20 protein-coding genes, 3 tRNA genes and 1 pseudogene are annotated in these 21,427 nt (G+C 59.1%); 11 read left to right on the plus strand and 13 right to left on the minus strand.

The features are described 5' to 3' along the window. Positions 1-61: 61 nt before the first annotated feature. Entirely contained in the window at positions 62-463 is a 402-nt protein-coding gene (locus ACFQND_RS14595) for a hypothetical protein (RefSeq protein ID WP_371438350.1), read from the minus strand. A gap of 139 nt (positions 464-602) precedes the next feature. Between ACFQND_RS14595 and ACFQND_RS14600 the strand changes: the two genes are divergently transcribed. After that, complete coding sequence (locus ACFQND_RS14600) at positions 603-1,073, plus strand: helix-turn-helix domain-containing protein (RefSeq protein ID WP_371438351.1); 471 nt, start codon at positions 603-605, stop codon at positions 1,071-1,073. A gap of 35 nt (positions 1,074-1,108) precedes the next feature. Here ACFQND_RS14600 and ACFQND_RS14605 read toward each other — a convergent pair whose 3' ends face one another. From ACFQND_RS14605 to hrcA, 5 genes and pseudogenes are all read right to left on the minus strand, one after another. Next, positions 1,109-2,878 (minus strand): site-specific integrase, encoded by a 1,770-nt coding sequence (locus ACFQND_RS14605; RefSeq protein WP_371438386.1) that lies wholly within the window; start codon positions 2,876-2,878, stop codon positions 1,109-1,111. Positions 2,879-2,914: 36 nt separating this feature from the next. Next, positions 2,915-3,082 (minus strand): annotated as a pseudogene (locus tag ACFQND_RS14610) (DUF6538 domain-containing protein); the annotation flags it as partial. Positions 3,083-3,182: 100 nt separating this feature from the next. Further along, positions 3,183-3,259: transfer RNA gene (locus tag ACFQND_RS14615), tRNA-Arg, on the minus strand. Between the two features lie 26 nt (positions 3,260-3,285). After that, positions 3,286-3,362: transfer RNA gene (locus ACFQND_RS14620), tRNA-Ile, on the minus strand. A gap of 32 nt (positions 3,363-3,394) precedes the next feature. Further along, positions 3,395-4,414, minus strand: coding sequence for a heat-inducible transcriptional repressor HrcA (gene hrcA / locus ACFQND_RS14625; protein ID WP_371438352.1), 1,020 nt, complete (start codon positions 4,412-4,414; stop codon positions 3,395-3,397). Between the two features lie 48 nt (positions 4,415-4,462). Here hrcA and ACFQND_RS14630 point away from each other — a divergent pair, with 48 nt between their 5' ends. From ACFQND_RS14630 to rapZ, 3 genes are read left to right on the plus strand one after another with little or no spacing between them, the layout of a single operon-like run. Then, positions 4,463-5,338 carry an NAD kinase gene (locus tag ACFQND_RS14630; RefSeq protein WP_371438353.1) on the plus strand — a complete coding sequence of 292 codons (876 nt, stop codon included), beginning with the start codon at positions 4,463-4,465 and terminating at the stop codon, positions 5,336-5,338. 3 nt (positions 5,339-5,341) lie between these two features. Beyond that, on the plus strand, positions 5,342-6,985 hold the full coding sequence (gene recN / locus ACFQND_RS14635; protein WP_371438354.1) for a DNA repair protein RecN: 1,644 nt from the start codon (positions 5,342-5,344) through the stop codon (positions 6,983-6,985). Beyond that, positions 6,982-7,857: an RNase adapter RapZ gene (rapZ, locus tag ACFQND_RS14640; protein WP_371438355.1), complete on the plus strand. Its 876-nt coding sequence runs from the start codon at positions 6,982-6,984 to the stop codon at positions 7,855-7,857. The genes recN and rapZ overlap by 4 nt, the downstream gene beginning before the upstream one ends. Before the next feature lie 272 nt (positions 7,858-8,129). Here the strand turns inward: rapZ and mutY are convergent, their stop codons facing one another. From mutY to mutM, 3 genes are all read right to left on the minus strand, one after another. Next, positions 8,130-9,221 (minus strand): A/G-specific adenine glycosylase, encoded by a 1,092-nt coding sequence (gene mutY / locus ACFQND_RS14645; protein ID WP_371438384.1) that lies wholly within the window; start codon positions 9,219-9,221, stop codon positions 8,130-8,132. 25 nt (positions 9,222-9,246) lie between these two features. Beyond that, complete coding sequence (locus tag ACFQND_RS14650) at positions 9,247-11,226, minus strand: dynamin family protein (RefSeq protein ID WP_371438356.1); 1,980 nt, start codon at positions 11,224-11,226, stop codon at positions 9,247-9,249. A 98-nt stretch (positions 11,227-11,324) separates the two neighbouring features. After that, on the minus strand, positions 11,325-12,140 hold the full coding sequence (gene mutM, locus ACFQND_RS14655; RefSeq protein ID WP_371438357.1) for a bifunctional DNA-formamidopyrimidine glycosylase/DNA-(apurinic or apyrimidinic site) lyase: 816 nt from the start codon (positions 12,138-12,140) through the stop codon (positions 11,325-11,327). Positions 12,141-12,253: 113 nt separating this feature from the next. Here mutM and ACFQND_RS14660 point away from each other — a divergent pair, with 113 nt between their 5' ends. The 7 genes from ACFQND_RS14660 (at position 12,254) to pth (ending at position 18,492) form a co-directional block, all read left to right on the plus strand. Beyond that, entirely contained in the window at positions 12,254-14,032 is a 1,779-nt protein-coding gene (locus tag ACFQND_RS14660; protein ID WP_371438358.1) for a tetratricopeptide repeat protein, read from the plus strand. Positions 14,033-14,054: 22 nt separating this feature from the next. Beyond that, on the plus strand, positions 14,055-14,564 hold the full coding sequence (locus ACFQND_RS14665) for a lipoprotein insertase outer membrane protein LolB (RefSeq protein WP_371438359.1): 510 nt from the start codon (positions 14,055-14,057) through the stop codon (positions 14,562-14,564). A 36-nt stretch (positions 14,565-14,600) separates the two neighbouring features. Then, positions 14,601-15,494, plus strand: coding sequence for a 4-(cytidine 5'-diphospho)-2-C-methyl-D-erythritol kinase (gene ispE, locus ACFQND_RS14670; protein WP_371438360.1), 894 nt, complete (start codon positions 14,601-14,603; stop codon positions 15,492-15,494). A gap of 86 nt (positions 15,495-15,580) precedes the next feature. After that, positions 15,581-15,657: transfer RNA gene (locus ACFQND_RS14675), tRNA-Gln, on the plus strand. Between the two features lie 200 nt (positions 15,658-15,857). Then, positions 15,858-16,838 carry a ribose-phosphate pyrophosphokinase gene (locus ACFQND_RS14680; RefSeq protein ID WP_371438361.1) on the plus strand — a complete coding sequence of 327 codons (981 nt, stop codon included), beginning with the start codon at positions 15,858-15,860 and terminating at the stop codon, positions 16,836-16,838. A gap of 95 nt (positions 16,839-16,933) precedes the next feature. After that, entirely contained in the window at positions 16,934-17,629 is a 696-nt protein-coding gene (locus ACFQND_RS14685) for a 50S ribosomal protein L25/general stress protein Ctc (RefSeq protein ID WP_371438362.1), read from the plus strand. Positions 17,630-17,853: 224 nt separating this feature from the next. Further along, a complete protein-coding gene (gene pth / locus ACFQND_RS14690) occupies positions 17,854-18,492 on the plus strand; it encodes an aminoacyl-tRNA hydrolase (RefSeq protein ID WP_371438363.1) in 639 nt (212 codons plus the stop codon). An 81-nt stretch (positions 18,493-18,573) separates the two neighbouring features. On the opposite strand, the gene ACFQND_RS14695 is transcribed toward pth, so the two are convergent. Genes ACFQND_RS14695 through ACFQND_RS14710 form a run of 4 tightly spaced genes read right to left on the minus strand, consistent with a single transcriptional unit; the run spans position 18,574 to position 21,419 of the window. Then, positions 18,574-18,855: a YfhL family 4Fe-4S dicluster ferredoxin gene (locus ACFQND_RS14695; protein WP_371438364.1), complete on the minus strand. Its 282-nt coding sequence runs from the start codon at positions 18,853-18,855 to the stop codon at positions 18,574-18,576. A gap of 2 nt (positions 18,856-18,857) precedes the next feature. Continuing rightward, entirely contained in the window at positions 18,858-19,388 is a 531-nt protein-coding gene (coaD, locus tag ACFQND_RS14700; RefSeq protein WP_371438365.1) for a pantetheine-phosphate adenylyltransferase, read from the minus strand. 7 nt (positions 19,389-19,395) lie between these two features. After that, positions 19,396-20,061, minus strand: a complete 666-nt coding sequence (rsmD, locus tag ACFQND_RS14705) for a 16S rRNA (guanine(966)-N(2))-methyltransferase RsmD (RefSeq protein WP_371438366.1) — start codon at positions 20,059-20,061, stop codon at positions 19,396-19,398. Beyond that, the gene (locus ACFQND_RS14710; protein WP_371438367.1) at positions 20,058-21,419 is read right to left on the minus strand and encodes a M16 family metallopeptidase; all 1,362 of its coding nucleotides are present in this window, start codon (positions 21,417-21,419) and stop codon (positions 20,058-20,060) included. The genes rsmD and ACFQND_RS14710 overlap by 4 nt, the downstream gene beginning before the upstream one ends. Positions 21,420-21,427 lie beyond the last annotated feature (8 nt).

A 21,427-nucleotide genomic window follows, 5' to 3' on the forward strand; every position in this document is an offset into this window, starting at 1 on the left:
CATCTTGACCTTCTGAGCCCGCTGGCATTCGAGCAGCTTCGTACTGGAAGCTGAAATGTGTCTACGAAAACGGGTCAAGTCCATAGTCACTCGCTCTTTCTGCTGCTTTTACAGCGCCCTCAATTGCGTCTGCTCGATAGCGAGCGTATGCATTTGCTGCATCAAGTGCATTGTTATTTCTCTGTGCTCTAAAGCACGGAGTGGTTTTTTCGAACTGCCAGATCAAGTCCCTTATCAGCACGGACTGGAGTTCCATGCTGCTTAGGAAGCTGGGGCGCCGATCCCCTGTAATGCGTCCAAGATCAATCTCGATGCGATTCTTAAGCAGTGAATGCTGAAGTTCTTTCCAACTCTTCGACGAGGAAGGGTCTTCCAGCCAAACCTTGCATTTAGCTTCTGCCATCTGAGTGACCGCAAGCAAGCACAAAGCAGCCAGAGCAGAGCCAATTTTCATCTTTCCCATACACCCATCTCCTCCCAGTTCACTTCCCGGTTTCACAAGCATGGCTAAACACTCAGCCAGAAATAGTTTTAATGACTCGATTAGAGGGTCCAATATTAAAGCGTGGTGAAATAGTAGCATTCCCGGCAGAGTTTGTCGGGTGAAAAAGAACATTCGACAAGCATTCGGCGAGCGCCTACGGGCACTCCGCCAAGAGATGGGCATATCGCAGGAGGCGTTTGCCAATCAAACAGGTATTGCGCGGTCGTATATGAGCAAGCTAGAAGTGGGCGAGGCCAATCCCTCACTGGATGCCATACAGCAACTAGCCGATGCGTTCGGTGTGCGTGTCGAAGAGCTTTTTCGAGCCGACAAAGTGTCAAAGGTAGTAAAGCAGACGACGCTGATCCCGTATGCGGGAGACGGAACGCATTTTGACGCTGTGTCTTGCCGGTCTCCTGAAGGCTTTTACAAGGTCGGTGACACCGACGAGCTAGAAAGCTTCTCTAACTACGATGAAGCTTTGGACTATCTCCGACGCATGGGCACCGCTAGGTGGATGCGACCCAATGCCAGAGGAAATTGGGCACCCGTAGCTGCAACCAGCTGGCGTGAGAAGCCTAAACCTTAGGTAATTTCTTGCGCCACTGATAGAACGGCCTACGCTTAGAGCGCCGGTTTGCCCTTCACCTTGCGAGTTCTCTTGTTTTCAAGAGCCCAGTCGAGTGCTGCAATACCGCACGCCACATCGAACTTTGCAATCGTTGGCAGTGCGAAGTTGAGCTTGTTAACTTCACCCACCAAACCATCCGCTGCCATATCGTGACGGTAGCGATTTTGGTTTTCGTTAGTGCCTCGCTCGTGGCCCATGAGTTGGTTGACAAGCAGATCCTGTACAGCCAAATTGTGAAGTGCCGTTGAAAACATATGCCTGTACGAGTGGAAAGTCTTCTTGTTATCCCGAGGGATGTGAAGACGCTCCCAAAGATAGCGTTGGTTATGCCATTTCCCCGGGTCCTTGGAGTAGCCTTTCACCCTGTCCCGGCTAATTTCCGGGAATAGACGTTTATGCCCAGCCTTCCGCAAGGCTTCAACATATTCGATGAACCCAAGGTCAATCAGGATTTGGTGGACAGGAACGATTCGTCTTGAGTTGACGTTTTTCAATGACTTGTCCTTTTCCGCCTCCCTACCCGAACCTTCGTCTGTTTTATCTTCATCATCAAGATTGAAGTCGAAGTAATCCGTAGCCGCTGCACTCCGTTTAATGTCGGTCAAATGCAATTGACAGAGTTCGTTTAGACGCGCACCAGTGAAAAGCCCCAGAAGCGGAAGCCAATAGTAGTGCGGTCTGAAATCAAAGTATTTACCCTTGGAAGTCGGGGTACCCTTCCCGTTCTGAAACCATTCGGCGCCAAAGATGAGCTGAAGGTCAGCATCCGAGAAAGGGGCTCGGGAATCCTGGTCACGTTTGTCACGCTTGGCCGTCACTAGCGCTTCTGCGGGATTCCTCTCCATCATTTCTTCGCGAACTGCCCAAGTGAATAACTCCGACATATGTTCGCAGTGGGTATTCAGGGTGTTCGTTGTCATCAACGGCAGACTATTGGCTTTAGCGACAGCTTGCAACTCCTTGAACGTAGATACAGCATGGCTGTTTCTCACACGTTCGGGATGATGAGGCTGCAGCTTTAATGCATCTCGGTAAGCCTTCATCATTCCACGGTCTATAGTTCCCAAAACCGGGTCACCCATCGCCTCGATAAACAAGGAGAAAGACTGGGCCATCTTCTGTTGGCGAGGTAGCCCCCAATTGACCTTTTTGGTTTCACAGAACTCGGCAATCAGCACAGAAACTGGCTGCTCCTCGTACTTCAATGGCCCTTTCAGGATGGTCTTGCTTGCCATGACAGGTGCTGAAATGCGAGAAGCTTTGTGTTCTTCCAGCATTCCGGGTGTGATCTTGGCCGCCAGTCTCACTCGAATGGCGTCAATCGCCCCTTTTTGGACAAGCACATCATCCAGTTTCACGTATTGGCCGGGAGCATCAAAGAAGATTGCCTTCTTTCGTTGTGAGTCGGCAAAAAACAGCCAGTCGTTGTGCACCGCTGAGTCTCTCAGTGACTCGATGGCGAACCTGGACTTCGAAGCGTACAGCATGCCGCTAGCCACTATCGATTCACCCTTTTCGAGAGCATCATCAATCAGGTACGTGAAAGACGACCTATCGGCGGAATACTCCCGCTCAACCTCATCGATGTGGATTGATTTGCCTTCCCACCCGTGAGCCTCAAAAAAGACCTCAGTGTTGGTGTTCCACATTTCGAGAAGCAATTCGTCTGCTGTCATCCCCAATTCGGAAGCGGCCGCAACCACGGGAATCACTCCCTTGCCGGATAGAAGGGGGGACCCCTGAGATACTTTGATTAAATCCATTTCGCCTTGACCTCCCTGACTTAGCTGATGTTGCCATTGGGTCAAGATTCGGAAGGACAGTTCCTTCGCGTCCGCAAGTCGCCTACTTCGGGTGGAAATGTGGATTTCTTTTTTCCCGTACCGTTGTTGAAGTCGGCAGGGAACGCAGATTCTAACGACGTAAATGCCGCTGCTGCGTCTATATAGGTACGCATTTTTAGCCATGACCGAACCGCTTTCGTAGTACGGTTGCGTGTCATCTTGGCAAAAGGCATACCGGAAAAGGTGAAGCCCTAACTGACAAACGTCAATTAGGGCTTCGGTATGGTGCGGCTGGCAGGAATTGAACCCACGACCCCTTGGTTCGTAGCCAAGTACTCTATCCAACTGAGCTACAGCCGCTAAGCCTCAAATTATAACCTATTAAATGGTAGGGCGTGTAGGACTTGAACCTACGACCAAAGGATTATGAGTCCTCTGCTCTAACCAACTGAGCTAACGCCCCGAACCAACCCGTGATTGTAAGGGCGTAAATGGCTACTTGCTGTGACTCAATGCAGTACTGACCAGCTTGGAGGTTATATCGACAATCTGGATCATTTTTTCGTAGGGCATGCGCATAGGCCCGATCACACCAAGCGTGCCCACTACCTGGCCATCCACTTCGTACGGAGCGGTTACCACGGACAACTCCTGGTACGGAATCACCTGGCTTTCACCGCCAATATAAATACGCACGCCTTCCGCGCGGCTGGAGACATCGAGCAGGCGCATGAGCTGCGCCTTTTGTTCGAACAGGTCAAACAATTTGCGCAGGCTGCCCATGTCACCGGAAAAGTCACTGACAGCCAAAAGGTTGCGCTCGCCCGAAATCACAACCTCGTCACGCGACTCGATGGCCTCGGAACTGACGTTGACCGCTGCCTGCATCAAGGTTGCAATCTCGCCGCGCAAGGCTTCCACCTCATGCTGCAGTCGTTCCCTGACCTCTTCAATGGCCATGCCGGCGTAATGCGAGTTGAGAAAGTTCGCTGCTTCTACCAGCTGACTCTGGGTGTAATCGGCCTCAGTGAAGATGACGCGGTTCTGCACGTCGCCATCGGGTGAAACAATGATCACCAGAAAACGTTTCTCGGACAGGCGCAAAAACTCTATGTGCCGAAACACCGAGCTCCTGCGCGGTGCCATGACGACACCGACAAATTGCGACAGGTTGGAAAGCATGTGCGCGGCGTTGCTCAACACCTTCTGCGGCTGATCCGGCGCCAGCCGCGGCGCACTCATGCCGCTGCCTGCAGAGAACTGGTCGCGCTGCGTGGTCAGCATGGTGTCCACAAAAAGCCTGTAGCCGCGCGCTGTCGGGATACGTCCGGCAGAAGTGTGCGGGCTGACGATCAGTCCCAGCTCCTCCAGGTCACTCATCACATTGCGAATGGTGGCGGGGGAAAGCTCCAGTCCCGATGCCTTGGACAAGGTGCGCGAGCCCACCGGCTGACCATCAGCAATGTAGCGCTCAACCAGCGCTTTCAACAACAACCGGGCACGATCATCAAGCATGGGGACATTCTACGAAGCCTGGAGCGGATCTTGTGATGTAATTTGCCGATGAAGTCGCAATTCCGCCATGTAGCACTCATCGGCAAGTACCAAGCCCATGGTTCGCGTTCCGCGCTGGAGAGCATTGCGCACTTTTTGGGCACGCAGGGATGTGATGTCTCAATTGAGCAGGACACCGCCAGCAACACAGGTTTGACGCAATACCCCATCCTCGATGTTGCGAACATTGGCGCCAGCTGCGATCTGGGCCTGGTCGTCGGAGGCGACGGCACCATGCTGGGCATAGGCCGGCTGCTGGCGCAGTTCGGGGTTCCGCTCATAGGCATTAACCAGGGGCGGCTTGGCTTCATCACAGACATCGCACTAGAAGACTACCAGGCCGTTCTTGGGCCGATATTGCGCGGAGAGTTTGAGGAAGACCGCCGATGGATGATGCAGGCTGAGGTCGTGCGCGACGGACGCTGCGTATTCAATGCAACGGCCATGAACGATGTTGTGGTTAACCGTGGAGCGACCGCAGGCATGGTCGAGCTTCGCGTTGAGGTGGACGGCCGTTTTCTGGCCAACCAGCGCGCCGACGGCCTGATCATTGCCACGCCGACCGGCTCGACCGCTTACGCGCTTTCTGCAGGCGGACCCTTGCTGCACCCGTCGATTGCGGGCTGGGTGCTGGTGCCCATTGCACCGCACACCCTTTCGAACAGGCCCATCGTGCTGGCAGACAGCGGGGAAATAACGGTGGAGATAGTCGCCGGAAGGGACGCCAGCGCCAACTTTGACATGCAATCCCTTGCCACCCTGTTGCATGGCGACCGCATCACCGTGAGGCGGTCGGAGCACCAGATGCGTTTTCTCCACCCAAAAGGCTGGAGCTACTTTGATACGCTGCGCAAAAAACTCCACTGGAATGAAGGCGTGGCCTGAGTTATGAGCCTTAAAAGCATATCCCTGCGCGACTTTGTCATTGTCCAGACACTGGACCTGGACCTGGATGGCGGATTCACTGTACTTACCGGCGAAACAGGCGCCGGCAAATCCATATTGATTGACGCACTGCAACTGGCGCTGGGTGCGCGCGCCGATGCCGGTGTGGTCCGCGAGGGTGCACAGCGCTGCGAGATCAGTGCGGAGTTTGACAGCCCCCCCACCCTGCTCGAATGGCTGGAACAAGCCGGTTTTGCCGCAAGCGATACGCTGCTGCTCAGGCGCACTATCGACACGCAAGGCAAAAGCCGCGCGTGGATCAATGGCAGCGCGGCAACGGCCACCCAGCTCAGGGATATCGCAGACAGCCTGGTGGATATCCACGGACAGCACGCCTGGCAAAGCCTGACGCGGCCGGATGCGGTGCGTGGCCTGCTCGATGCCTATGGCAGTGTGTCGACACAGTTACTCGCCCAGCACTGGCAGCAATGGCGGCTGGCACAAAAGACATTGCTGGATGCACGCAGCGCACAGGACAGCCTGCAACGTGAGCAGGAGCGCCTGGCCTGGCAGATCGGTGAACTCGACAAGCTGTCGCCTGGCGATGGCGAATGGGAAGACCTCAACGCGCAGCACAGCCGGCTTTCCAATGCACAGGCACTCACGGGCGCTGCTCAATCTGCCCTGGACGCGCTCCAGGAGTCAGAGCAGAATGCCTGCAGCCTGCTGGGACAGGCCCTTGCACTGCTCCAAAGCCAGGAACATATCGAGCCGCAGTTCAAGCCGCTGGTCGAGGTGCTGGGCAGCGCGCTCGCGCAGGCGGAAGATGTTGTGCATTCGCTGCATGGTTATGCCAGGCACGCGGACCTGGAGCCCCAGCGGCTCGGCGAACTCGATGAACGGCTTTCGCTCTGGGTCAGCCTCGCAAGGCGCTACAAACGCCAGCCCGCCGAGCTGCCCGAACTGCTGGCAGCATGGCGCACAGAATTGCAGAAGCTCGATGCCGCCACCGATCTGGCAAATCTTGAACGCACAGAAAAACTTGCGCACGGCACTTACCTTGAGGAAGCGGCAAAGGTTTCCAGGCTGCGGGCCACAGCTGCACCTGCGCTCGCCAAAGCCATCACCCAGGCCATGCAGGGCCTGGGCATGCAGGGCGGCAAGTTTGATGTCGCCCTGAATACACTGGAGCAGCCCGCCCAGTACGGGCTGGAGCAGGCAGAATTTCTGGTCGCCGGCCACAGCGGCACCACTCCGCGCCCGGTGGGCAAAGTGGCCTCCGGTGGCGAGCTGTCCCGCATTGCACTGGCCATCGCCGTCACAACCAGCCAGTTGGGCCAGGCGCAAACCCTGATATTTGACGAGGTCGACTCAGGCGTGGGCGGCGCCGTGGCGGAGACCGTGGGCCGGCTCATGAAACAGCTGGGCAAGGATCGCCAGGTCATGGCCGTCACCCATTTGCCTCAGGTTGCCGCCTGCTCCGACCAGCACCTTGTGGTTGCCAAGCAAACCGAAAAAGGCAGGACACTCAGCACGGTGGAACCAGCCAATGGCGAGGAGCGCGTGGCCGAGATTGCCCGCATGCTGGGCGGCGAACGCCTGTCAGGCACGACGCTGGCGCATGCCAAGGAGATGCTCGGGCAATGAAAACCGCACTGGAAATGGTGCTGATCACCGGCATGTCCGGTTCAGGCAAGTCGGTGGCCCTCCATGCGCTGGAAGATGCAGGCTACTACTGCGTCGACAACCTTCCGCCGGAGTTGCTGGCCCATTTCGCTGCACTGGAAGAGCGGCGCGCTGGCAAGGTGGCCATTGCCATGGATGTACGCAGTGCGGCCTCCCTGCCACTCGTCCCAAAACAGTTGCAGCAATTGCGCGCGCAGGGTGTGGTTTTGCAGACGATCTTCCTGGACGCCAATACCGAGACACTGGTGCGGCGTTTTTCAGAAACGCGCCGCCTGCACCCCCTGTCGCGCACGGATACATCGGACCAGCACCGGGCACTGGTAGACGCCATCGAACTGGAACGCGAATTGCTCGGTGAAATGCGGGATCAGGCGCACGTACTGGATACCAGCATGATCCGCTCTTCGCAGCTTCAGGGTTATGTGAAATCCCTGATTTCCGCACCCGCCACGCAATTGACCCTGGTTTTTGAGTCTTTTGCCTTCAAGCGCGGCGTACCGCTGGATGCGGACTATGTTTTTGACGTACGCATGTTGCCCAACCCGCACTATGAATCAGGGCTGCGCGACCTGACCGGGCAGGACGAAGCCGTTGCCGGCTACCTGCGCGCGCACGCGGAAGTCGGCGACATGTTTAAGGACATCGAAAAATTCATCAGCCACTGGTTGCCGGCACTGGCCAGGGATCACCGCAGTTATGTGACAGTGGCTATCGGCTGCACCGGCGGGCAGCATCGCTCCGTGTACCTGGTGGAAGCATTGGCACAGGCCTTTGGCGGGCAATGGAAAACGCTGAAGCGCCATCGCGAGCTTGACGCCATGCCGCGGGCCTGAACATTAGAGACTGTTTATAAGCTGTACGGGGCCGCGTTGGGGTGCAATCGGGATGAGTGTGCTGTCCGGGCACGCAGTATGGGCTCATGCCCATGCAAGGGCCTGGGCGGCGCAATCGCCCGATTTCACCCCAACCCGAAGGGCAAGCGCCTTCTCGGGCGGTCTGCGGCGTTGCGATGCTTGCCAATAGCCAGCTATTGGCGGCGCACCACGCCTTGCAGCCCATCCCGACAAGGTGCTTGCGCGGCCCCGTACAGCTTATAAACAGTCTCTTAGACCGACTCGTTTTCAAGCAGTTTTCGAATCGGCGCCGGCAACCCCAGAACAGGCCACTCGTCCGGTGCAAACCATGCACCCGAAGGTCCCGGCTCCTGGACACTCAAAACACTTTCCGTATTCCTTGCAGGCAGGTTCTGCCTCGCAGAAAACCCCGCGATCACCGGGTGCAAGTGCAGATCCTTGTGGGTCAGCACATGTTTAAACGACGGGAGTGGCTCCATCCGGTCGTGCAGTTGTTTTGGCAGAAACTCCCTGAGTTCGTCTTCGCTATCAAACACCGGCAGGCAATAAAGCCCGCCCCATATCCCGGAAGCTGGCCTGCGCTCCAGCCACACCGAACCGTCCGGTCTTTGTGCCCACAATAAACTCAGCTTTTGTGAACTGCGCTTTAGCTTTCTGGTTTTGACCGGGTATTTCTCCGGCTCGCCATCGGCAAAACCCCGGCACAGGCCCTGGACCGGGCACACCAGGCAAGCAGGCTTTCGAAGCGTACAAACCGTTGCACCCAAATCCATCAGGCCCTGGGTATAACGCGGCATGGACTCCTTGAGCTTGCGCTGCGGCAGCAGGCTGTTGGCAATGCCCCATAGCTGGCGCTCCTGGGCGCCTTGCGACAGGTCGCCGGAGAAGGCAAGCACACGCGTCAATACACGCTTGACGTTGCCGTCCAGAATCGCCACCCTCTCGGCAAAGCAGAACGAGGCAATCGCAGCAGCTGTCGAAGGTCCAATACCGGGCAATGTCTGCAGTTGCTCGGCAGTAGATGGAAATTGCCCGGCATGAAGTTCCATGACCTGCTGTGCGCAGCGATGCATGTTGCGGGCCCGGCTGTAGTAACCAAGCCCGCTCCACATGGCGAGCACGTCATCGGTCTGGGCCGCTGCCAGGTCACCCACCGCGGGAAATCGTTGCAAAAACCTGGCGTAGTACTCCAGCACCGTACTGACCTGTGTCTGCTGCAGCATGATTTCAGACAGCCAGACCCGGTAAGGGTCGCGCGTGTTCTGCCATGGCAGGCTGTTGCGGCCATGTGTTTTTTGCCATTTCACGACATCTTCTGCAAAGTGCCGTGAAATAGCCTGCATCAGGCTGTCGGGAGTCACAAAAATCTCAAGCCGGCTCGCCCATAAGGCTGCCATGCACCGCAACCGGTGCGTCCGGTCGCTGTTGCGGCACCAGCGGCGCACCGGCCAGATGCGAGGTCAGCTCCGTCAGCTTGTTGTCCAGTTCATTGAGCGCAACTTCCTGGACATCGATCTCGGCGATTCGTTCATCCAGACCCGAAGCCGCACTCTGTATGCGCTCAATGGCTTCCAGGCGTCGCCCGAAATTGCGCCGGCGCTCACGCAGTTGCGCATCAAGCTGCGAAGCCGCTGACTTGTTCCAGAGTTCAACCTCTCCCAGCGCAGACTCAAACACCACGCGCAGGCGCGTTGAAAGCGCACGCACAAGCCGCTCGGAAAAGTCGGGCTGGGACAGTTTCAGGATATTGCCCACGCCAAGGTACTGCAGATGACTGCGCTCGATCAAATCGAGGTCATGCCCGAACCGGACCAACTCAGGCTCCTTGGGGGCCTGCAATGAAAAGCCGAATTCGGCATTGAGCTGCTTGAAGGAGCCCACCAGCATGGAGTGAATCTCTCCGCTGATGACCTGGGATTTTTGCAGCCCTTCGCGCAGACGGGAGAAAGCCTGTCCATAGGCTTTCTTGACGCCCAGCTTGATGCCCGGCTGTTTGAGCGCATGGGTCAACTCCGCCAGTTCGCCTTTGAGTGTGGGCGTACTGAGGAGGTTAAAAACTTCGCGCAACAGCTTCAGGTGCACGGAGCGCACCGCATGTATCTTGGCACCGCTGGTGTCGAACTCAGCCTGCTCCTGCTCGATTCGGGAGCGCATGTGCTTGATCACGGACGCATTTTTGCCCCTCAGGCCACGCAGCTCGTCCATCTGCTCCGCCAGGTCGCGCCGGCGGATATGGATTGCGCGTCCCGCCTCCACACGCAGCTCGGCAATGCCTCCAGCTACGGCAGAGCGCAATATCATTTGGCGCTGTCCCATCACGCCCTCGGCCAGGGCGAGTTCCAGCATGGGCAAGCGGCTGGCTTGCAACAGGTCGCGGTCGCGGGTGACCTTGGCAACCAGTCCTTTTTGCGCCGACACGGGAATCACCTGCGACTCGGGCAGGCCGAGGATCTCCGCAGATGTCGCACGCTGGCGGTCAATCTGGGCCTGCACCTGCTCGGGCGAGTTCAAGGCATCCCACAGGGTATCGATCTTGTTCAGCACAACCAGGCGCGAGATGCTTTCATCGTCCGCGGTCACCAGGTGTTCGCGCCAGATGGCCAGGTCGGATTTGGTCACCCCGGTATCGGCTGCCAGGATAAACACCACCGCATGCGCCTGTGGAATCAGGCTGACCGTCAACTCGGGCTCTGCGCCTATGGCGTTCAGGCCCGGCGTGTCGAGAATCACCAGGCCCTGCCTGAGCAGGGGGTGCGCGATATTGATCAGCGCGTGACGCCATTTCGGCACTTCAACCAGGCCGTCACTCCCTACCAGCGGGTTGTCGTTTATGTTTTCATCGTTCCAGAAGCCCAGCGCCCGGGCTTCATCCTTGGTCACATGGCGAACCTCAGCGACTTTTTCCAGGGCCAGTGCAAGCTGGGACGGGTCGTTGACGTCAAGGTCCACGCGCGTCCATTTTTCCGGCACCGCGCGCCACTCCATCAGCGCCTGCGTCTGCAGGCGGGTTTCAATCGGCAGCAGCCTCAGGCATGGGGGCACGTCGGCGTCATAACCAAGCTCGGTCGGGCACATGGTGGTGCGCCCGGCGCTCGCAGGCATGATGCGCCGTCCGTAACCGGCAAAAAAGATAGCGTTGATCAGCTCGGATTTGCCGCGCGAGAACTCGGCGACAAAGGCCACCATGACCTTGTCTGAACGCACCTGCGACTCAAGCCTGCGCAGACGTTCTTCGACAGCCGCATCCAGCACGTCATGGTCTTTCATCCACTCGGCCAGCAACTTCAGCCGCAGGGCAAACTCACGCCGCCATGTGCCGTGCTGGTCGAATTGTTCGTTAAAAGACATGGTTACTCGTCAATAGTGGTTGGTCAATATAGCATCGCCACCCCGAAAGAGCCATCCGCTGCGTTACGTAGCACTAGCAGCCCGTCCGCGGCGGTGCCTCAGGGTTTCTGGCAGGTGGCGCAGTAAAACGTCGAACGCTGCCCCTGGCGCAGGCTCTTGATAATGCTGCCGCACACCCTGCACGGTTCGCCGGCGCGGTCATAAACCATGGCCTCCAGCTGGAAGTAGCCGGACTCGCCGTTCGCATTGGAGAAGTCTTTCAGGGTGCTGCCGCCTTTTTTGACGGCGCGCGCCAGCACCTCCCGGATCGCGCCATGAAGCAGGGCCGCACGCGGCTTGCTCAGGCGGGCCGCCCGGGTTGTGGGACGGATGCCCGCCAGGAACAGGGTCTCCGAGGCATAAATATTCCCTACGCCCACGACGATCTCACCGGCCAGCAAGACCTGCTTGATGGCCGTTTGCCGGAGTTTCAGGGCCTGGTGAAATGCCACTGCATCAAACGTGTCGCCCAAAGGCTCCACCCCCAGCCGGCCCAGCAGTTTGCGCGCCACCGCATGGTTTTCACCCGGGGCGTACACCACGGCGCCAAAACGCCGCGGATCATGCAGGCGCAAAGTCCCGAGGTTTGTCACCATGTCGAAATGGTCGTGTTTGCCGGGCGGGGGCAAATCGGAGCTGAAACTGACGCTGCCGGACATGCCCAGGTGAATGAGCAGCAAGCCCTCGCTCAGATCCACCAGGAGGTATTTGCCCCGCCTGCGAACCCCCAGTACCTGCAGGCCATGGAGATCCCCCGGCTCGCAGCCAAGCGGCCATCGCAGCGGCTTGCCCATGAAGACCGCCTCAATGCGGGCATTCACAATGCGGTCCGCAAAGCTCATGCGGGTGACTTCGACTTCGGGGAGTTCGGGCATAGGTGATCAAAAAGGTATGAAAAGCAGCTGCCGGTAAAAACATTTACACCATCTTCACCTGGCAGGCCATGGACGCAGCAACGCAGCGCCAAGGGTTCAATTATCATGGCCCAATGAAGAAAAAACTTATCTGGACTTTCAGTGGCTTGTGGCTTGCGGCGCCGCTGCTGCTGGCCCAGACAAAGGCACCCGAACAGGCACCCGGACCCGATCCTCAGGCTTCAGAGACGGTGGAAGCGCCCACCATTTCCTCCCTGGACAGTGAGCTTTTTTACCAGTTGCTGGTCGGCGAAATCACGGCCCAGGAGGGCGACCCAGGCGCGGGTTACGCACTGATCCTCGACGCGGCAAGAAAAACCAACGACGCCCAGCTTTACCAGCGTGCAACAGAGATTGCGCTGCAGTCCCGTTCGGGGGACGCCGCGCTGCAGGCCGCCCAGGCCTGGAAACAGGCCCAGCCTGCATCCCGCGACCCCAACCGTTATGTCCTGCAAATCCTGATTGCGCTGAACCGTATCGGCGACACGGTGGAACCCCTGAAAACCGGCATCGAGCTGGCCTCACCCGCAGACCGCGGCCTGGCCATCTCTGCCATCCCCAGGGCCTATGCGAGGGCTACCGACAAGAAGCTGGCCAGCGCGGTCGTTGAGCAGGCCCTGGCAAGCTACCTGACCAACCCGGCGACAGCCGGTGCTGCCTGGACCACGGTAGGCCGCATGCGCCTGGCTGCAGGCGATACGGCAGGCGCGCTGGAAGCCGCCAAAAAAGCGCAGGCCGCTGATGTCCGCTATGAAGGGCCGGCCCTGCTGGCACTCGAGCTGATGGAGCCCAAACTTCCGGAAACTGAAGTCCTGATTAAAAACTACCTGACCGACAACCCCCGGGCCCTGCCGGAAATCCGCATGGGTTATGCACGCGGCTTGCTGGATGCGCAACGCTATGCAGAGGCCTCAACGCAATTGCAGGCGGTCATACGCGACAAGCCCGGCTTTGCCCCCGCCTGGCTGGTGCTCGGGTCCCTGCAGTTGCAGGACAACCAGCTTGCCCAGGCGCAAAGCTCGCTGGAGCGTTATGTCGAACTTGCAGGGCAGCAGCAACAGCGGCCTGCCGGGGAAGAAGCCAACCGCGGCCTGACACAGGCTTACCTGCAACTCGCGCAAATTGCGGAAAAACGCAAGGACTTTGCAGCTGCCGAAGCCTGGCTCGGAAAAATCAGCAACTCCGAAAGCATGATGCTGGCGCAAACCCGCCGCGCATCCATCCTCGCCAGCCAGGGCAAGCTGGCCGAAGGCCGGCAACTGATCCGCAGCCTGCCGGAGCGCCAGCCCGGTGATGCACGCCTCAAATTGATGGCTGAGGTCAGCCTGCTTCGGGACCTCAAGCAGTACCGCATGGCCTACGAGCTGCTGGGCGAGGCAACTGCAAAATTTCCCGACGATGCGGACCTGACCTACGACCAGGCCATGATGGCCGAAAAGATCGTGCAGTTGCCCGCCATGGAACGCCTGCTCAGGCGTGTCATACAGATCAAGCCCGATTACTACAGCGCCTACAACGCCCTGGGCTATTCGTTTGCAGACCGCAACGTGCACCTTCCCGAGGCCAGGCAACTGATCCTGAAGGCGCTGGAGTACGCTCCGGGCGACCCCTTCATCCGCGACAGCCTGGGCTGGGTTGAATTCCGCATGGGCAACCACGCAGAGGCCGCCAAAATCTTTGCAGATGCCTACAAAACCAGGCCTGACGCCGAAATAGCAGCGCACTATGGCGAAGTCCTGTGGAGCATGGGCCAGCGCGACAAGGCCCTGCTTATCTGGCGCGAAGGCCAGTTGCTCAACCCTGAAAATGAAACGCTGCTTGAAACATTCAAGCGCCTTCGCGTGAAACCTTGAGCCCCGGCCCCTGGAACCGACCTTGTTAGCCCGCTTCCCTTTACGTACCGCGCTGCTGTCCGGTCTCTTTTTTGCTACATTTTTAATAGCTGGTTGCGCGCACCAGACGCCGGCCAAGGGCATAAATGATGCAGAAAACAGGCTCTGGACAGGCCGCATCAGCCTGCAAATCCAGAGTGAGCCGCCCCAGGCCTTTTTTGCCGCTTTCGAGCTGAAGGGCCAGGCCGAACAGGGGGAACTCACACTTACCAGCCCGATTGGCAGCGTCCTGGGCGTCATGCGCTGGTCACCCACCGAGGCCGTGCTGGAGTCGGGCCGCGAAACCAGGCGCTTTGAGTCCGTGGATGCGCTCCTGGAACAAACCACCGGCGCCGCCATCCCCGTCACGGCATTGTTTGACTGGCTTGCGGGCAAAAACACAAGCCTCAACGGCTGGGCGGCAGACCTTGCCCAGCAGGCCGCCGGAAAAATCTCGGCCCGCAGGACAAATCCGGCGCCGCAGGTCGATCTTCGCCTTGTTCTTGACCAATAAAACCGGCACCGGCACAAGCCCCGCGGCCCTGCTTTCATGACCCAGCCCATCCCTCCTTCATCACCTCCCCTCAAGGCGATTTACGACGTTGCTGCACCGGCCAAACTGAACCTGTTTTTACACATTACGGGCCGCCGGGCCGATGGCTACCACCTGATCCAGTCGGTGTTCATGCTGATCGACTGGTGTGACACATTGCACTTCGAGTTGCGCACGGACGGGCAGATCAGCCGCAGCGACCTGGGCAGCAGCGACGGCGCCGAGCCCCTGCCTGCCGAAGACCTCACGCTGCGCGCCGCACGCGCATTGCAAAAGGCCTGCGGCACCCCGCTGGGTGTGCATATCAGCCTCGAAAAACGCATCCCCGCGCAAGCCGGCATGGGCGGCGGCTCGTCTGACGCCGCCAGTTGCCTGCTGGCGCTGCAGCGGCTCTGGGGCATCACCCTGCCGCGCAGCGAACTGCTGGCCATCGCGCTGTCGCTGGGGGCCGACGTTCCGTTTTTTCTTTCGGGCGGCCACGCCTGGGTTGAGGGCGTTGGCGAGCGCATGACGCCCATTGATGTGCCTGCCGCCGAGTTTCTGGTCGTAAAACCTGCAGCCGGATTGTCAACACAGTCGATTTTCAGCGCGCCTTCGCTAAAAAGGGATTCAGAAACTGCTACAATCGAAGGCTTTACTGCAAACAGTAACTACGGCCTGATTTTCGGGTTTGGCCGTAACGATCTGCAGCCAGTTGCCCAGGATTTATGTCCGCAGTTGGGCCAATCGCTTGATTGGCTTGCCGCACAAAAACTTGAAGGGCGCATGACTGGTTCCGGAAGCGCTGTATTTGCGTATTTGCCGCACAGGATGGAAATTCCAAGCGCCCCCGGCGACTGGAAAATCCGGAAATGCAGCAATCTGGAGGCACATCCTCTGGCCGGTTGGTAGAATATTCGGCTGTTGATATTGTTTTCAGAAAACGGTTTATAGGTTGGTTGTCAGGCTCAGTTTTGAAATTGACAACAGACCTGTGTAGGGGTGTCGCCAAGTTGGTTAAGGCACCGGATTTTGATTCCGGCATTCGCAGGTTCGACTCCTTCCACCCCTGCCAAATATAGAGAATATCGCCCCAAGGGGCGATATTCACAAAACCCGCCAAGGGGCGGGTTGAATGATGATCTGCCCTCAAGTTGGGCCAGGCCCGCATAACAGACCCGCACGTGGCGGGTCTGCGTGTTTTGAAACGCGATATCGCGTCGATAATGCCTCCATAAATTTCAGCCACGACTCACGATACAAGCTGGGCCCCACATGCAGACGCACCACCCTGACTTCATGCTTTTCACCGGCAATGCCAACCCGAGCATGGCCGCCGAGATTGCCCAGAACATGGGCATTCCCTTGGGCGCGGCCCATGTGGGCCGCTTCTCCGACGGTGAAGTCACGGTGGAAATCCAGCAGAACGTGCGTGCGCGCGATGTGTTCGTGGTGCAGTCCACCTGCGCACCGACCAATGAAAACCTGATGGAACTGCTCATCATGGTGGACGCGCTCAAGCGCGCGTCGGCCCAGAGCATTGCCGCCGTCATCCCCTACTTCGGTTACGCCCGGCAGGACCGCCGCCCGCGTTCGGCACGTGTGCCGATCAGCGCCAAGGTCGTGGCCAACATGCTGCAGGCCGTGGGTGTCTCGCGCGTGCTGACCATGGACCTGCACGCCGACCAGATCCAGGGCTTTTTTGACATCCCTGTCGACAATATTTACGCCTCGCCGGTGTTGCTGGGCGATTTGCGCCAGAAGAATTATTCCGACCTGATGGTGGTCTCGCCCGACGTCGGCGGCGTGGTGCGCGCACGCGCCCTGGCCAAGCAGCTCGGCTGCGACATGGCCATCATCGACAAGCGCCGCCCCAAGGCCAATGTGTCGGAAGTCATGCACGTGATCGGCGACATCGAAGGCCGCAACTGCGTCGTCATGGACGACATGATCGACACCGCAGGCACGCTGGTCAAGGCCGCTGAAGTGCTGAAAGAGCGCGGCGCCAAAAAGGTTTACGCCTATTGCACACACCCGATCTTTTCGGGCCCGGCGATTGACCGCATTGCCCAGGGTGAAGCGCTCGATGAAGTCGTGGTCACCAACACCATTCCGCTGAGCGACAACGCGCTCGCCTGCAAGAAAATACGCCAGCTCTCCGTAGCGCCGCTGATCGCTGAAACCATTCAGCGCATCGCCAAGGGGGAGTCGGTCATGAGTTTGTTCTCCGACCAGGACCAGCCGGCCCTGATCTGAAGCAAAAAAGGTGGCTGCACGACTTTTTGTAAAAGTCAGCAGCCTTTTATGTTGGGGTGAGACTGGTCGCGGTCCGCCCTTTTAAGGAGTAGTTTATGAAATTCGTCGCTTTTGAGCGCGCCAAGCAGGGCACGGGTGCGAGCCGCCGTCTCCGCATCACCGGTCGCACGCCCGGTATTGTTTACGGTGGCACCGCTGAACCCACGCTGATCGAAATCGATCACAACGCGTTGTTCCACGCCATCAAGAAAGAAGCATTCCACGCTTCCGTCCTCGAGATGGAACTGGGCGGCAAGGAACAAAAAGTCCTGCTGCGCGACCTGCAAATGCACCCGTACAAACAGCAGATCCTGCACATTGACTTCCAGCGCGTGGAAGCCAAGACCCGCATGACCGTGAAAGTGCCACTGCACTACAGCGGCGAAGAAGAGTCCCCAGCCGTCAAGGCCGACGGTTGCATCGCCAACCACGTGCTGACCGAGCTGACCGTCTCCTGCTTCCCTTCGGACATTCCTGAATTCATCGCCGTTGACCTCTCCGGCCTGAGCAAGGGCAAGTCCCTGCACGTCAAGGACGTCACCCTGCCAAAGGGTGTGAAGTTCATTGCCAAGGGCCAGGAAAACCCGGTTCTGGTGTCTGTGTCTTCCGTCTCGGCAGAAGCCGAGGCCGATGCCGCTGCAGCTGCAGCCGCCGCAGCGCCTGTGGACCCGAAAGCAGCCAAGGCAGCCGCTGCCAAGGATGCCAAGGCCAATGCAGCCAAGGACGCCGCAAAACCTGTCGCCAAGAAGTAATTCGCAGGCACAGGCTTTGCAGCCAGCGGCCCATACCTTTAACGGGTATGGGCCGTTTTAGTTTGGCGTCGGCTCTTGCTGGAAGCCTCCAGAAATTCAATTCTGGGGATGCAGGGCAAGGCGCCCGGAGCGCAGGACACCGGAATGCACTCGGGTGCATGAGGATTCCGAGCACCGCGCAACGCAGCCATGCGCCCTAAAATTGGATTTATGGAAGCTTCCAGATGATTAAACTTTTTGTGGGGCTCGGCAACCCGGGCGCTGAATACGAAGCCACACGCCACAATGCCGGCTTCTGGTGGGTCGATGCCCTGTCGCGCGAACTAAAGGCGCCCCTGGGCTTTGACAAGGGCTATTTCGGCCAGGTCGCCAGGACAACGGCAGGCGGCCAGACCGTCTGGCTGCTGGAGCCGCAAACATTCATGAACCTCTCGGGCAAGTCGGTTGCCGCACTGGTCCGGTTCTTCAAGATCAAACCCGAAGAAATCCTGGTCGCCCACGATGAGCTCGACATCGTGCCCGGCCAGGTCAAGCTGAAGTTCGGCGGCAGCCATGCCGGCCACAACGGCCTGCGCGACATCCACGCGCAGTTGGGCACCGGCGACTACTGGCGGCTACGCCTGGGCGTGGGCCATCCCGGCGTGAAATCCGAGGTCATCAACTGGGTGCTGAAAAAGCCGTCGCAGGAACACCGCGTGGCGATTGAAGACTGCATCACCAGATCGCTCAAGGCCGTGCCGGCCCTGATAGCCGGCGAGATGGAAAAAGCCACCATGCTGATACATACCAGCACACCACCAAGGCCAAAACCGCCGCGCAAGCCGGATGCGGAAGGCGGCGCTGCAACTACAGAAGCAGCCTGACGACCACCAGTCGACTATCATTTTGATAGCTGGTTGCGCGCGTATTCAGGAGGCCACAGGCCTGAAAGGCTTGTAAAACGGCTATTTTGAAGCTGTAGAAGCCACTGCAACAGGCACAACGCCGGTCAGCCTGTAGTACTTCTGCCAGAGTGTTTCCCGGGTCTCGACATGCTGCGGATTGATGGGGATGCAGGCCACGGGGCAGACCTGCACACACTGCGGTTCATCAAAATGCCCGACGCACTCGGTGCATTTATTGTGGTCTATCTCGTAGATCTCGGCGCCCATGTAAATCGCCTGGTTCGGGCATTCCGGTTCGCACACATCGCAGTTGATGCATTCGTCGGTGATCATCAGGGCCATGTTCAGGCTCCTTTTGATGCGGCGCTGGATGCGGCAGTTTGTGTCGCCTTCAGGGCAGCCAGCACAGCGGGCTCAACCATCTGGCTGACATCACCGCCCAGCTTGCTGATCTCGCGCACCAGCGTGCTGCTGATGCACTGCAGTGGCGCATCGGGCAGCAGAAACACGGTCTCCACCTGCGGCCGCAGCTTGCGGTTCATGGCGGCCATCTGGGCTTCGTAGTCAAAGTCGGTGATGTTGCGTATGCCCCGCACCACGGCGCAGGCATTTTGCTGCGCGCAAAAATCCATGATCAGCCCGTCAAACGGCAAGGCCGTGACATTGGCCATCGTTTTGGTCGCGGCCTGCACAAGCCCCACCCGCTGGTCCAGGCTGAAAAGCGTTTTTTTGTGGTGCGCAACGGCCACCGCAATGATGAGCCGGTCAAACAGGCCGGCAGCCCGGCGCACGACATCCACATGGCCCAGCGTGACCGGGTCGAAAGTGCCTGAATAAACGGCAATGCGTGAAGGTGCGGAAGGGGTGCTTGGCATGGCGAAATTATGCCCCCTCGGACTTTTCCTTTATTTTCACCAGCAAATGGAAATGCACGGCCCCGGCCTTGCCAAAACGATGCACCTGCAGGCCGGCGGCGGCCAGTTCCTCGTCGGTCCAGGCCTTGGGCGCTTCGAGGTAGACGAAGCCGGTCTCGTGCAGCGCCTGCGCTGCGGCTTTCAGGGCCGGCTCGAACAGCGGCGACTCAAACGGTGGGTCCAGGAACACCAGTTGCATGCTGCCCGGGCTCAAACGCCTGAGCAGGCTCACGCCGTCACCGCGTTCGACCCTGACCATGTCGGCCTTCAGCTTGAGCTGCAAGGCCTTGAGTTTTTCAACCAGCCCCGGGTCCTGCTCGCAGACCAACACTTCGGCTGCGCCACGCGAGGCGGCCTCAAAACCCAGCACGCCGGTGCCTGCAAATACGTCGGCGCAGCGCCAGCCCGTCAGGTCCTGGCCCAGCCAGTTAAACAGGGTTTCGCGCACGCGGTCGGGCGTGGGCCGCAGGCCCGGCCTGTCGGCGACCGGCAGCTTGCTGCGTTTGTACAGGCCGCCAATGATGCGCACCTCGCCCGGCGGCACGGTTTTGCGGGCGACCACCTTGCCCGACTTTGGTTTTTTAGCGGTTTGCGTTTGCGGCGCCTGTTTAGGCACTGCGGCTGTGTACTTCATGGAGCTCCACCCAAAATAATGGTCACCATTTTCTCAGGTTGCAGCTTCTGCGCGAATGCGGCCTTGATATCGGCCACGCTGACCTTGTTGACCTTCTCTGTCCAGGTGTCCAGGTAGTCCAGCGGCAGGTCGTTCCAGGCGATGTTGGAAATATTGCCCAGCAATTTGCGGTTGCTGTCTATCAGCAGCGCAAAGCCGCCAATCAGGTTGTCCTTGGCAGCCTTGAGTTCGGCTTCGGTCGGCCCGTCCGCGACAAAGTCGCGCAGCACCTTGCGTGTGACTTCCAGCGCCTGGCCAACCTGGTCCGGACGTGTCTGCAACCCGATCGTGAAAGCCCCCGCATGCAGGCCGGGCGAAAAGCCGCTGGACACGCCGTAGGTCAGGCCGCGCTTTTCACGCACTTCATTGGTCAGGCGCGACACAAAACCGCCGCCGCCCAGGATGTAGTTGCCGACCAGCAAGGGGAAAAACTGCGGGTCCGAGCGTTTGTAGCCGGGCTGGCCCATCAGCACCTGAGCCTGTGCGGAATCAAACGGGATCACCTTCTGCTCGGCCTGCGTCAACGCGGCGACTTCCGGCACGGCGGGCTGCGCCGGCAGGCTGGCGCACGGCGTCTGCGGCAGGCGCGACAGCAGGCGCTGGGCGATGGCATCGGCCTGCGCGCGTGTCACCGCGCCGACCATGCTGACGCGGGCGCGGCAGGCGACCACATTGGCGGCATAAAAAGCCCGCATGTCGGCCACGCTGATACGGCCTACGCTGGCTTCGGTGGTTTCATAACCGTAAGGGTGGTTGCCGTACACCGCTTTGGAATAGGCCCGGCCCGCCACGCTGCCCGGCCGGGTATAGGACTCCTTGAGGCTGGCGATTATTTTCTGCCGGCCGCGTTGCCAGATGTTGTCCGGGAAAGACGGCTCGCCGATTTGCCGGGCAGCCAGCGCAACGGCTTTTTCCAGCAGGTCCGGGTCGGTCAGCGTGCGCAATGAAAAACTCATGCGGTCAGCGCCTGCACCGCTGTCAAAGCTGGCGCCCAGGTCAGCCCAGGCCTCGCCCAGCGCATTTTCATCCATTGCAGGCTGGCCATTCCTGGCCGCAACGCCCTGGGCCAGCAGGGTCGCCGTAACACTCGCCAGCCCGGCCTTGTCCGCCGGGTCGCGCCGGCTGCCGGCGTCAAAGTCGATCTGCACGTCCAGCATCGGAATGGCCGGGCTTTCCACCAGGTAAACCTTTGCGCCGCTGGCCTGCGTCCATTGCTGTATCGGTATCGCGGCCATGGAATACTGGCAAAAAATGCCCGTAGCCACCGTCAATGCTGCGCAACCAGCTACTTTTTTAATAGCATTCTTATAGGAGTTCATAAAGTGCA

This window comes from Polaromonas aquatica, assembly GCF_042659145.1.
Classification (GTDB): Bacteria; Pseudomonadota; Gammaproteobacteria; order Burkholderiales; family Burkholderiaceae_C; genus Polaromonas; species Polaromonas aquatica.